Genomic DNA, 14,133 nt, shown 5'->3' on the forward strand with positions numbered 1-14,133 from the left:
GGCAAAACCAACTCCCATGGTGTGACGGGCGGTGTGTACAAGGCCCGAGAACGTATTCACCGCGGCATGCTGATCCGCGATTACTAGCGATTCCAACTTCATGCACTCGAGTTGCAGAGTGCAATCCGAACTGAGATGGACTTTGGGGATTAGCTCCGCCTCGCGACTTCGCAACCCATTGTAACCACCATTGTAGCACGTGTGTAGCCCAGCCCATAAGGGCCATGAGGACTTGACGTCATCCCCACCTTCCTCCGGCTTATCACCGGCAGTCCCTATAAAGTACCCAACATCTAGATAAAATCTAAACTTGATGGCAACTAGAGGTAGGGGTTGCGCTCGTTGCGGGACTTAACCCAACATCTCACGACACGAGCTGACGACAGCCATGCAGCACCTGTATGAAAGTCTCCGAAAAGAAAATATCATCTCTGATATCGTCCAACATATGTCAAGGGCTGGTAAGGTTCTGCGCGTTGCATCGAATTAAACCACATGCTCCACCGCTTGTGCGGGCCCCCGTCAATTCCTTTGAGTTTTAATCTTGCGACCGTACTCCCCAGGCGGAGTGCTTAATGCGTTAGCTGCGCCACTGAATGGTAAACCACCCAACAGCTAGCACTCATCGTTTACAGCGTGGACTACCAGGGTATCTAATCCTGTTTGCTCCCCACGCTTTCGCGCCTCAGCGTCAGTATCAGGCCAGTGAGCCGCCTTCGCCACCGGTGTTCCTCCGAATATCTACGAATTTCACCTCTACACTCGGAATTCCACTCACCTCTCCTGAACTCTAGACAATCAGTATTAAAGGCAGTTCCAAGGTTGAGCCCTGGGATTTCACCTCTAACTTAATCGCCCGCCTACGCGCCCTTTACGCCCAGTTATTCCGAACAACGCTCGCCCCCTTCGTATTACCGCGGCTGCTGGCACGAAGTTAGCCGGGGCTTCTTCTCCGAATACCGTCATTATCTTCTCCGGCGAAAGAGCTTTACAACCCTAAGGCCTTCTTCACTCACGCGGCATGGCTGGATCAGGGTTGCCCCCATTGTCCAATATTCCCCACTGCTGCCTCCCGTAGGAGTCTGGGCCGTGTCTCAGTCCCAGTGTGGCTGATCGTCCTCTCAGACCAGCTATAGATCGTAGCCTTGGTAGGCCTTTACCCTACCAACTAGCTAATCCAACGCAGGCTCATCTCTCTCCAATAAAATCTTTCCCCCAATAGGGCGTATACGGTATTAGCACACGTTTCCATGCGTTATCCCGTAGAAAAAGGTAGATTCCTACGCGTTACTCACCCGTCTGCCGCTCGTATAAAATACGCGCTCGACTTGCATGTGTTAGGCCTGCCGCCAGCGTTCGTTCTGAGCCAGGATCAAACTCTCATGTTCTTGCCAAAGGCATCTAACATGTAAAAAATCCAATGCTATAAAACATCTTCCAACGTCATAACAAAAGAAAAACATGAAAAAAAAAACAACGCCTCTAACATCGTAATTAAAATATAATTACAAAAATAAAAAATCGGCGTCCATGTCTCCCTTACTTCTCTATATTCTCTTCTCAAATAACGATACCAATACTAATACACATCAAATAACTAAGTCAACAAAAATTACTCATAAAAAATAACATCATACAACAATAAACATGCAACAAATATACAATATTTGACTCTTGTTTAAAAAAAATATATCCCCTTACAAAATTTGATATTACTGTTAAAAAGGAAATGTAAAATATTACAGATAAAATGACATTTTATAGCACAGTAAATAAAAGAAACATACTACTTTCGTTTGGTGACAATCCTCCTATTCTAGAAGATAAGGAGGATAAACTATTTATCAACAAACGCGAAGTTGTGATTAAGTGGTTATCTACAACATTTTTTGCAGGGATAACATCTGGAATCATTATAGGGGGATCGCTTTTAACTGCCTTAGATGGAAATCATAAAATAGTAATACCAGCAAAATTATCCCATCAATTATCAGATAAAAATGCTACTAATTTGCAAACAATACTATCTTCCATGCAAAGGGAACGGCTGTCCCAACAAAAAAAATCCAAGCATCCTGAAAAAATAATCATTGATGTTCCAACCCTTATAAAAGATCATGATAAAGATATCATCAGAAAAATTCCGTTTGCTTATGCCAAGATGACGTTTTCTACACCATATCCAAACACACATAATTATCCAAAATTTGATCCATTAAAAATTTTTTCTGAAGGGAAAGCTGAAGCATCATCTCAAATGTTAATGGATACAATTAACAACGTTGACACTTTATATGGAACAGAATCTAAACTTGAAATCACTATTAAAAAAATCAACTTTCCTATAGATATAAGTAATCTAAAAGTAGACGCTACTCCAAAAGACGAAGAAATTAAAAACGCAATCATACATCAGACTTCTTTATTAAATAACAAAAACAATCAATCATTTATCCTTTATTATACTGATCAAACCCAATCCTCACATAAAGGGAATGAAACCTCTATTGCTCATAATACAACATTCAGAATAATTGAAGAAAATAGGACAATAACAACACCCCAAATATTGATAGATAAAACCCCAGAATTTGCTGATGATTTAATTCCAATACAAAATAATACAACTATATTTGATGCCATGATACATGCCGGCTATTCTAACAGTGATAGCTCCACAATAGCTAAATTCTTACACGACAAAGTACATGTTGATAAACTAACAAAAGACAATGTTATCCGAGTTGGAATTTTACAAAAAGATGATAAATTTACAATAATAAGATTCAGCATCTACCATAAAAAAGAACATCTATTGACGATTGCTCTTAATGATAGTAACGAATACGTTCTAGGAGCTGAACCTGTCAAAATAGACATGAACAATCACACAAGTAATATACAAAATTATGATGAATCATCAAGTATTTATGATGGAATATGGCGTGCTAGTTCTTTCAATGGCATGAACAAAAATCTCGTGCAATTAGTCTTGAAAATATTAGCAGGAAACATAAACTTGCAAGCAAGTTTAAAACCAACTGATTTTCTCGAAACTTTTTTCTCTGCGAATCAAAGCACTGAAGATTCCGAACTATTGTATCTTTCTGCTCGTTTCGGAGAAACCAGAGCCCGCTTTTATCGCTTTCAAAATCCTATCGATGGATCAGTAGAATATTTTAATGAATCTGGCAAAAGTTATCGACCATTTTTATTGCGTACTCCTGTACCATCTGGACGCATGACTTCTGGATTTGGTGTACGGCATCATCCTATCTTGGGCTATTCACGCATGCATACAGGTGTCGATTGGGCCGCCCCAAGAGGAACACCCATCATCGCTGTGAGCGACGGTGTTGTTGAAAAATCCGGTTGGGCAGGTGGTTATGGAAAACAAACTATTATCCGTCATAAAAACGGATATATCTCTTCTTACAATCACCAAGATGCTATTGCTAAAAATATCCACGCCGGAGTAAATGTCAAACAAGGGCAAATAATTGGATGGGTCGGAACAACGGGACTGTCAACTGGTCCACATCTACATTACGAATTAATTGTCAACGGGATAAAAGTAGATTCCATGAAAATTAGAATTCCCGAAGGAAAAATCCTGAAAGGAGAAGACTTGAAACATTTTATTATGGAAAAGAAAAGAATTAATAACTTACTTAGTAATGGAGAAAAATTACCTCAAACATCTTTTTACTAATCATTTGATAGGACATTATTATATTAAATGTGAATAAAAAATATAGTATAAAATAGTAAAATAAAAAATGTAATTTAAAAAAAATTCATATTACAAATAAAAATTGCCTGATAAATTATCAATGAAGCACAATTATCCAAGTATAAAAATTTTATCAAAACAATACAAAATGCAATAATTGTATTTTCTAATACTTTTAACTAATTTTATTATAAAATAAAGTATTATTACCAATAGAAGAAAGCACCAAAAATTATAAAATATTTATCATATAATACTACAATACTATAACGTTCTAAATAACTCGAAAACATGGAATATTTTCTTCTGAGATAAAAACCTCAATAGAATTACCCTCAGATATTGTTTGAGAAAGAATTTTTTCAGCCAATGGATTCTTAATGTATCTTTGTATCACACGCTTTAATGGACGAGCCCCATAAGAAGGATCATAACCTTTATGAGATAGCCACTCAATTACTTGATCATCAAAATTCATCGAAATGTTTCTCTCTTTGATAAGAGATAACACTTTATTAAGTTGAATCAAAACAATCTGTGCCATATCCTCTTTACGCAACTTATTAAACAATATTATTTCATCTAAACGATTCAAAAACTCAGGCTTGAATGCAGAGCGAACAACTCCCATCACATTCTCATACACAGAATTAGAATCTTCTATTAGATATTCTGCTCCTAAATTAGATGTCATAATAATTAGAGTATTGCGAAAATCAACCGTACGACCTTGACTATCTGTCAATCTTCCATCATCCAAAACTTGCAATAAAATATTATGAACATCTGAATGAGACTTTTCTATTTCATCAAATAAAATAACTTGATAAGGATGCCTACGTATCGCCTCAGTCAAAGCCCCTCCCTCCTCATATCCAACATAACCAGGAGGCGCGCCTATAAGGCGAGATACAGAATGCTTTTCCATATACTCAGACATATCTATACGAATCATAGAGTTTTCATTATCAAATAAAAATCGCGCTAAAGACTTAACTAATTCAGTTTTTCCTACTCCAGTCGGACCTAAAAACATGAAAGAACCCATTGGACGCTGCGAATCTTGCAAGCCAGCTCGAAAACGACGCAACGCATTAGATACAGCTTTAACTGCTGGAAATTGTCCAACAACCGATTTAGAAAGCTCTTCTTCCATCCGTAAAAACTTTTCCCGATCACTTTCCAACATCTTGTCAACAGGAATACCAGTCCAACGCGATACAATAGAAGCAATATTATCAGATGTTACAACTTCCTGAACTATATCCTCTGCCACATGATCATTTTTCTCAACTTCATCCAATTCTTTTTCTGTTTTTGGAATCAAACCATAAGCAAGTTCTCCGGCACGTTCAAATTGTCCTTGACGTTGTGCTATAGCTAGTTCATTACGCATTAATTCTAAACGTTTTTTAAGATCAGCTGCATGGAATAGTTTTCTCTGACCTTCTTGCCAACGTAGAGTTAAAGCATGTGATTTTTCTTCTAAGGAAGATAACTCTTTTTCTAATTCCAAAAGACGCTCTTTAGAAAAAGAATCTTTCTCTTTTTTTAAAGCTTCTTTTTCTATTTTCAAACAAATGATCCGACGATCAATTTCATCTAAAACCTCGGGTTTTGTATCTATCTGCATACGTACACGAGAAGAAGCTTCATCCATCAAATCAATGGCCTTATCAGGAAGAAAGCGATCCGTAATATAACGATTAGAAAGGACAGCAGCACTGACTAATGCTGAATCAGAAATTCGCACTTTATGATGCTGTTCATATCTTTCTTTTAAACCTCGCAAAATAGATATCGTATCAGAAACTGTAGGCTCACCAACCAAGAGAGACTGAAATCTCCGAGCCAAAGCAGGGTCTTTTTCTATGTATTTACGATATTCATCTAATGTCGTTGCCCCAATACAATGTAACTCTCCTCGAGCTAGAGAAGGCTTTAGCAGATTAGAGGCATCCATCGCGCCATCAGTCTTTCCTGCTCCTACCAATATATGTAATTCATCAATAAATAAAATGATTTCTCCATCCTCTGATCGTATTTCAGAAAGAAGAGATTTTAATCGCTCCTCAAATTCACCCCTGAATTTAGCACCCGCAATTAATGCCCCCATATCAAGAGCCATTAATCTTTTACCCTTCAAAGACTCAGGAACATCTCCGTTAATAATACGTGAAGCTAAACCCTCAACGATAGCAGTTTTCCCAACACCAGGATCACCAATTAATACTGGATTATTCTTAGTACGACGCGATAAAACCTGAATCGAACGACGCATCTCATCATCACGACCAATGACTGGATCAAGCTTTCCATCCCGAGCTTCCTCTGTTAGATCACGACAATACTTCTTTAAAGAATCAAATCCTTGCTCGGCATTAACAGAATCAGCTACACGTCCTCTACGCATCTTTTTGATAGATTCTTCAAGAAGAGAAACCTGAAGTCCACATTTTTTAAGCAATTCACCGGCAGAACCCTTTTCTCTTGCCATTGCTAAAAAAAACTTTTCTACCGTAACAAAAGAATCCCCTGATTTCTTTGCCATCTCTTCTGCTTTAGAAAAAATCGTAGCCAAATACCGCGAAAGATAAACTTGGGAACCTTCTCCTGTCACCTTTGGAATTTTAGAAAGAGATTCTTTATTATAAACCTTGAGCTGACTAAGATCTCCTCCAGAACACTGAATCAGCGAACAAACAACCCCTTTGTCATCTTCAAGAAAAATATGCAAAACATGTTCAGGAACTAGATTCTGATGACCTTGAGCTAAAGCATACGTCTGAGCAGATTGCAAAACACCACGCATCAAATCCGAATATTTACCACTATCCATCATAATTCCCTATTTATTAAGTAATGCAACAGAACTACGCTTAGTTATCATACAACACAATCTTTATCTGTATCTCCCTTTACCACATGAGATTGTTGGAAAGAAGATTGCAAAACGCCACGCATCAAATCCGAATTTTACCACTATCCATCATAATTCCCTATTTATTAAGTAATGCAACAGAACTACGCTTAGTTATCATACAACACAATCTTTATCTGTAGCTCCCTTTACCACATGAGATTGTTCCTTTACCACATGAGATTGTTGGAGAGAGGAAGAATTTGGTTCTTCTGCAGATTTATTGCTGACTTTATTAGTATTATGAAATCCACGTGGACGCGGAGATCTTCTACGACGCACTTTCTTATAAGGAACATCTTGCTCCTGAGGTACATCGGATTTTTTAAATGCCGAATCCCCAATGTTAGGTTGTGCATCACCCTCAAAGACCACTTCCTTGGCTTCTTCAATCACTGTATGCTCTTCAAATCCACTAGATAAAGGTGCATTTTGTGTGCGAGAATTTTGCTCTTTGAGCAAAAGATTTGCTTGTTCATCACGCTGTAATTTTTCTTGCATTTGTGCTTGAGCCATAGAGACAAGACGATTGTAGTGTTCTGCATGTTGCAAGTGATTTTCTGCCACAACATAATCACCCGCACTCATCGCATCGCGTGCGAGAGATGAATATCTCTCCGCTATTTGTTGCGCAGTACCTCGAATCTTAACATCGTATCCATTACTATCATAATTGCGCACTAATGGATTAAGGTTTTTACGACCGAAATTTCCATTTCCACCGTTAGTTCCTCTTCCACGACCACGTTTATATTGTTGCAATACCCTCATTTATTACCCATCCAGTTTATGAACACTTTCTTATCACTATTTTTAGTAGAAAAATTTAACTAATTATTCCATTGAACCATAACACTTTCATTTTCTAATATTATAAAAACTTTTTTCAAAAAACCGCATATATCAACGATTAAACAACAAAACTCTATCGTTTCCTCCATAATCTTTAAAAGCATTGACTAGATATAATGAATGACTTTTAAAAATTTGTATTACGTCTATTTTTTGATCATAACCAATTTCTACACTACAAAATCCACCCTTACTCAAATGACGAGATATACCCTCTGCTATAGTACGATAATGAGACAAACCATCTTTTCCACCATCAAGAGAAATTCGAGGATCAAATTCCCTTACTTCAATATCAAGACAGTCTACAACAGCAGAATCTATATAAGGAGGATTAGAAACAATCACATCAAACAAACCTTCCACTGAAGAAAACCAATTACTTTGCAATGTACAAAATCTCTCTGAAACACCATTCATAACAGCATTCTTCTCGGCAACTTCAAGCGATTTACGGGAAACATCAACCCCAACACCTTTGAAAAGAGGACATTCCTTCAATAACGCAAGACAAATTGCTCCAGTACCCGTTCCAAGATCAAGAATATGTATCACATTATTCTTTTTTGAATGTGAACGAAAAAACGACAATACAGAATCAACCACTAACTCTGTTTCAGGACGAGGTTCAAAAGTATCAGATGAAAGAGTTAATCTTACGTTATAAAAATCTCGCCATCCCAAAATTCTATGTATTGATTCATGCTTCAGAGAACGAATAATTGCCTCGGCAAGAAAAAACCTCTGTCGATTTTCAAGAATAGTATCCGGATAGACAATAACTTGATGAGCCGATAACCCTGTCACCCTACATAAAAAAGAACAAGGATCTCTTAATATTTCCATCCCCGACTTCTTAAAACAACACCTTATCAAAGAAAAAAACTCTGCAATAGTATATGGTATATTTTGAACTAACAACGAATTATTCACTAACAAAACCTATCACTTTTGCCTGATGTGCGGTAATTAAAGCATTGATAATTTCATCAATATAACCCTGCAAAACATACTCTAACTTGTATAATGTTAAATTTATTCTATGATCTGTGATCCGACCTTGTGGGAAATTATACGTACGAATACGCTCAGAACGATCTCCTGTTCCTATTTGTGATTTACGATTTGCAGACCGCTCATTTTCCATACGTTTTCTTTCAACATGATACAAACGTGCTCTCAAAACCTTCATGGCTCGCAATCTATTTTGATGCTGTGATTTTTCAGAAGAAGTCACCATTATTCCAGTAGGAATATGCGTAATTCTTACCGCTGAATCCGTAGTATTAACGTGCTGCCCTCCCGCACCAGATGCACGCATAGTATCAATACGAATATCTTCTGGAGCAATATCTACATCTATTTCTTTTGCTTCTGGCAATACAGCAACAGTTGCTGCAGAAGTATGAATACGTCCATTTGTTTCAGTTGCAGGAACACGCTGCACTCGATGTACACCCGATTCGAATTTCATCCGAGAAAAAACCCCACAACCAGATATTGTCGCTATTATTTCTTTATATCCACCATCATCATTATCACTCGACGACAGAACCTCTACTTTCCACTTGTGAAACGCAGCATAACGCTCATACATACGAAAAAGATCACCAACAAATAATGCAGCCTCAGATCCTCCTGTCCCAGCACGAATCTCAAGAATGCAGCTTTTATCATCATCTATGTCTTTTGGCAAAAGAAAATAACTTATTTCACATTCAAGATCTTTAATTTCCTTTTCTATGTCTAAAATCTCAACCTGAGCAAGATCTCGAATTTCTGAATCACTATTATTATCATTAATAATTGTGCGCAAATCTTGTTCTTCACGTTTTTTCTGCTCATAAATATCAATCTTCGTTATTACAGGACTAATCGCAGCATACTCTTCAGTCAACTTAATATAAACATCTACAGAAGGCGATTCAGACATACGTTTTTCAATGTCAGAAAAACGATTCTTCAAATCGCATATTTGCTTGTGAGAAAGAAAGACCAAATTTCAAAACTCTCAGAAAAAAAATAACACCAATACATACTTAGATAAACAAAGAAAAATGTTTTAACATATCATTGAACAGCTATCCGATTTTTATTTATACTGAGACACAAAATATCTTTAACCAAGAAACCTATCATATCAAAAATTAGAGTATCTCAAACCTCATATCTTATAAGAAAGAACTTAATTCCCATTCACAATTACACTAATTGCAAGCATGGATAATAAAAAATTCAATAACGACCCAATAACTCAACTATACCACTATATAAAAAGCAAAAATGTTGCTATCTCAAAAATACGACACAACTGCTCGAATGGAATATACAGAGATCACAGGAAGAAATCATATGGAATATGCAAAACGAAAACGAAAAAGTCATTTTCATTACGAAAAATCACAATCATCTTCAAAGTATATGAATGTCAGTTTTTACTTTGGCAAATAACTAGCGTGGGATACCACGGAATAAACATTTCTGTCAACAAAAATCAAAAGAACAAATCAAAAACTCCTGGAATAAATAGAAAACACGATCGTAAATTACTTAACGTCTAAACCATAACAAGAATGTAAAGATCTTACAGCTAATTCAGTATAAGCACTATCAATCAACACAGATATTTTTATTTCAGATGTCGTAATTGCTTTAATATTGATACCCTTTTCTGCAAAACATAAAAAGAAAGCGGATGCCACTCCTGTATGACTTTGCATACCCATACCAATAGCAGAAATTTTGACTAGCTTATCTTCGTATTGAATAACGTCATAACCTATTTTTTCTTTATTATCGACTAAAATTGCAAGTGCTTTTTCTAAATTCGACGAAGGCATCGTAAACGTTATATCTGCATACTGACCATCTTCAGAAATGTTTTGAATAATCATATCAATATTAATATTAGCATTAGCAAGAGGAGCAAAGATAGATGCTGATATACCAGGGTGATCTCGCAAACGTCTCAGAGAAACTTGAGCTTCATCCTTCGTATAAGCAATACCAGTAATAACTTCTTGTTCCATAATATTTTCCTCACTACAAATAAGCGTCCCTGATTGTTCCTGTTTATTGGGATCTTCAAAACTTGAACGAACAAATAAACAAACTTTATGAAACATCGCCAATTCTACAGAACGCACTTGCATTACTTTAGCTCCAAGAGATGCCATCTCTAACATTTCTTCGAAAGAAATTTTCTTCATCAAGCGAGCCTTTGGCTCAATACGTGGATCAGTAGTATAAATTCCATAAACATCAGTATAAATATCACAACGCTCTGCCTTGATAGCCGCTGCTATTGCCACCGCAGATGTGTCTGATCCCCCTCTACCAAGAGTGCTTATATCATTGTCAGGGCTTAATCCTTGAAAGCCAGTAACTACTACCACCCTTTTTGCCTCTAAATGAGAAATAATTGTATTTTCATTTATATGGCGTATACGCGCCATCCCATGCACGCCATTTGTCATCATAGGAATCTGCCATCCCTGCAATGAAATTGCTTGAACTCCCAGTGACTGTAAAGCAAGAACCATAAGACCCGAAGAAACCTGTTCTCCTGTAGAAACAACAACATCTCTTTCACGTGCATTATTAGTATTGCTAGACGTCACTATCCGACATAATTCAGTAAGACGATCCGTTTCTCCACTCATAGCAGAAACAACAATAGCAACCTCGTGCCCACTATCAACTTCACGTTTAACATGCAAGGCTGCATTACGGATACAATTAACATCAGCCACAGAGGTACCACCAAATTTCATCACAATACGTGCCATATCAGATCAATAATAGCCTTCTTCTGTTCATTATAAATATTTGGTAATTCATACTTTAACTTCAAAAAAAATCTTGCTTGCAAATATTAAAAAATAGATCAATCATGTTTATACGATTTTATCAGGAGGTTCAAATGAAAAAAAAATATCCGAACTATACCACTAAAAACCAAGATGAAATAAATCAATTTTCAAACATATCATCAGAATGGTGGGAACCTACTGGAAAATTTAAACCTCTTCATCAAATAAACCCCTTAAGAATAGCATATATTCAAAAAAAAATTATGCAACATTTTCAATGCGATAATAATGATACCCATCCTTTCAAAGGCTTGCGCATATTAGATCTAGGATGTGGCGGAGGATTACTTTCAGAGCCTATGGCACAAATGGGAGCAAACGTAATAGGGATTGACCCTTCTTCAAAAAATATTGAAATCGCAAAAAACCATGCAAAGATGAATAATCTCAACATCGAATACCATGTAGGTTGTGCAGAAGAAATAATAGAAAATGGTGAAAAATTCGATGTAATTTTAAATATGGAAGTCATAGAGCATGTCGATAATGTCCATTACTTTATCCAAACATGCTGCTCACTTCTTCTCAATAATGGACTAATGTTTATTTCTACAATTAATCGTAATTTTAAAGCAATGTTATTCGCTATTATCGGAGCTGAATACTTGTTGCAATGGCTACCAAAAGGCACCCATCAGTACAAAAAATTTGTCAAGCCGACAGAAATAGAAGCCCTTCTAGCGGAAAATAATGTAGAAATTATAGATCGTATCGGCGTAGTATATAGTCCATTATGCAATAAATGGAAACTTTCTACAAAAAATATGGATGTCAATTATATGGTACTAGCACACCTTCCTAAAACAGAGGAATAATGTGTACTATTTGTGATCGACGATCATACCCTCTTTAATGGTGATTTGTCGATCCATCTGACATGCAAGATCATGATTATGAGTTGCAATGAGTGCAGATAAACCAAAACGGACAACTAAATCTTTTAAAACACTAAAAACCTGTTGTGCTGTTTTTGGATCTAAATTACCAGTAGGTTCATCTGCCAAAATAATCGAAGGGTTATTGGCAATAGCACGGCAAATCGCTACCCTTTGTTGCTCACCCCCTGAAATATTAGAAGAACGGCAACAAGCATATTGCGCTATCCCCATATAACTCAAAAGATCCATAGCACGTTGATGTGCCACAGTATAATTTATTCCAGCAATAATTTGAGGAAAAATTATATTTTCGACAACAGAAAAATCTGTTAGCAAGCGATGTGCTTGATATACAAAACCGATTTTAGAACAACGCAAAAATGCTTTTTTATTATCAGAGAGTTTATTGCATACTTGATTATCAATTATAACATCCCCTTGATCAGGAGCTTCTAATAAACCTGCGATATGCAAAATAGTCGATTTACCTGTTCCCGACGGAGAAACAAGAGCAACAATTTCACCTTTTTTCAAACTGAGACAAACATTATCAAGAACTGGAAAAGATTCGCCAATATGATTATAGCTATGCTTAATATTTTGTAGCAATAAAACTTCTTTACCACTCATAGTATCATCTTACTCATAGCGTAAAACTTTAATAGGATCTATCCGTGATGCTTTCCAGCTCGGGATAATGGTTGCAAATAAAGATAAAGAAAGTGACATAATCATTATCCACGAAACCTCAATCCACGAAATTTTAGAAGGCAATTCAGTTAATAAATATGCATCTATATCAAATACTACTATACCGAAGGTATGCAAAAAAAAATGTCTTACCGCCTCAACGTTTCGAGAAATCAAAACACCGAAAATCATCCCTGCACCAGTACCAGATACACCAATAAAAGAACCTATCATCAAAAATATACTCATAATAGAAAAATTCTGCGCTCCCATCGTACGCAAAATTGCTATATCCCGCCGTCTTTCTTGCACTAACATGATTAAACTAGAAATAATATTAAGGGAAGCAACAAGCACTATTAATGCCAGAATAACAAACATGACATTACTCTCAACTTCCATAGCAGAAAAAAACATTTGATAACGTTGACGCCAATCAACAATCGAAACACTATTACCAAGAATATCAAAAATATTTTTATGTGTTTTTTCTATGGAATCAGGATCTTTCACAAAAACCTCTATACCTGATACAGCATTTTCAAAATTAAAATATAACTGAGATTCCCGAAGAGACATATAAATCACTCCATTATCATACTCCGGAAAACGCATATTAAATATAGCTGCAATAGTATAAAACTTAGAACGAATTGCCATACCAGGCATCGTCGGCACAAGAAGCTGAACTTTATCTCCTATTGCCACACCCAAATTACGAGCAAGATCTTGCCCTATAACAATCTCTCCTTGATCAAAACCATTGGATATATTCCCATGAAAACCCTTAAATGATTTTTTTAGCTGAGAAAAATCATTTTTAGAAATACCTCGCACCATAACACCAGAGCCAACAGAACTTAAACTAGAAACAAATGCTTGACCACTAACAAAAGGCGCAACTCTTGTAACATCTGAAATAGAAATCAACTTATTGGAAATAGCTTTATAATGAACCAGTGGATAATGTCTCTGCTGTATAATGATATGTCCATTGATCCCTAGAACACGCTTGATCATATCTGCACGCAACCCATTCATTACAGACATAACAACGATTAAAACCATTACTCCTATCATTATACCGAAAAAAGATATAAAAGAAGCAATAGAAATAAAAGCATCTTTATGACTCGAAAATAGATATCTCCAAGCGACTATCACTTCAAATTTAGAAAAAATACGCAT

Annotated in this window: 9 protein-coding genes and 1 rRNA gene (1 of these 10 running past the window's edge); 2 read left to right on the forward strand and 8 right to left on the reverse strand. The window is 36.4% G+C overall.

The features are described 5' to 3' along the window. Positions 1-1,388 (reverse strand): 16S ribosomal RNA (locus G293_RS00555) (it extends 112 nt beyond the left edge of the window). A gap of 362 nt (positions 1,389-1,750) precedes the next feature. Here G293_RS00555 and G293_RS00560 point away from each other — a divergent pair. Then, complete coding sequence (locus G293_RS00560) at positions 1,751-3,712, forward strand: M23 family metallopeptidase (RefSeq protein WP_047263852.1); 1,962 nt, start codon at positions 1,751-1,753, stop codon at positions 3,710-3,712. 295 nt (positions 3,713-4,007) lie between these two features. Here the strand turns inward: G293_RS00560 and clpB are convergent, their stop codons facing one another. The 5 genes from clpB to G293_RS00585 all read right to left on the reverse strand — a co-directional run bounded on the left by clpB (position 4,008) and on the right by G293_RS00585 (position 11,293). Continuing rightward, positions 4,008-6,572 (reverse strand): ATP-dependent chaperone ClpB, encoded by a 2,565-nt coding sequence (gene clpB, locus G293_RS00565; protein WP_047263853.1) that lies wholly within the window; start codon positions 6,570-6,572, stop codon positions 4,008-4,010. Between the two features lie 198 nt (positions 6,573-6,770). After that, positions 6,771-7,424: a DUF4167 domain-containing protein gene (locus G293_RS00570; RefSeq protein WP_047263854.1), complete on the reverse strand. Its 654-nt coding sequence runs from the start codon at positions 7,422-7,424 to the stop codon at positions 6,771-6,773. A gap of 132 nt (positions 7,425-7,556) precedes the next feature. Then, positions 7,557-8,438 carry a peptide chain release factor N(5)-glutamine methyltransferase gene (prmC, locus tag G293_RS00575; protein WP_052775000.1) on the reverse strand — a complete coding sequence of 294 codons (882 nt, stop codon included), beginning with the start codon at positions 8,436-8,438 and terminating at the stop codon, positions 7,557-7,559. Further along, complete coding sequence (gene prfA / locus G293_RS00580) at positions 8,431-9,504, reverse strand: peptide chain release factor 1 (RefSeq protein WP_047263855.1); 1,074 nt, start codon at positions 9,502-9,504, stop codon at positions 8,431-8,433. The genes prmC and prfA overlap by 8 nt, the downstream gene beginning before the upstream one ends. A gap of 547 nt (positions 9,505-10,051) precedes the next feature. Further along, positions 10,052-11,293, reverse strand: coding sequence for an aspartate kinase (locus G293_RS00585; RefSeq protein ID WP_047263856.1), 1,242 nt, complete (start codon positions 11,291-11,293; stop codon positions 10,052-10,054). 134 nt (positions 11,294-11,427) lie between these two features. On the opposite strand from G293_RS00585, the gene ubiG reads away from it, so the two are divergent. Continuing rightward, positions 11,428-12,192, forward strand: coding sequence for a bifunctional 2-polyprenyl-6-hydroxyphenol methylase/3-demethylubiquinol 3-O-methyltransferase UbiG (gene ubiG / locus G293_RS00590; protein ID WP_047264640.1), 765 nt, complete (start codon positions 11,428-11,430; stop codon positions 12,190-12,192). Between the two features lie 6 nt (positions 12,193-12,198). On the opposite strand, the gene G293_RS00595 is transcribed toward ubiG, so the two are convergent. Next, on the reverse strand, positions 12,199-12,885 hold the full coding sequence (locus G293_RS00595; RefSeq protein WP_047263857.1) for an ABC transporter ATP-binding protein: 687 nt from the start codon (positions 12,883-12,885) through the stop codon (positions 12,199-12,201). A 9-nt stretch (positions 12,886-12,894) separates the two neighbouring features. Next, positions 12,895-14,133, reverse strand: a complete 1,239-nt coding sequence (locus G293_RS00600; protein ID WP_047263858.1) for a lipoprotein-releasing ABC transporter permease subunit — start codon at positions 14,131-14,133, stop codon at positions 12,895-12,897.

The organism is Candidatus Liberibacter africanus PTSAPSY (genome assembly GCF_001021085.1).
Classification (GTDB): domain Bacteria; phylum Pseudomonadota; class Alphaproteobacteria; order Rhizobiales; family Rhizobiaceae; genus Liberibacter; species Liberibacter africanus.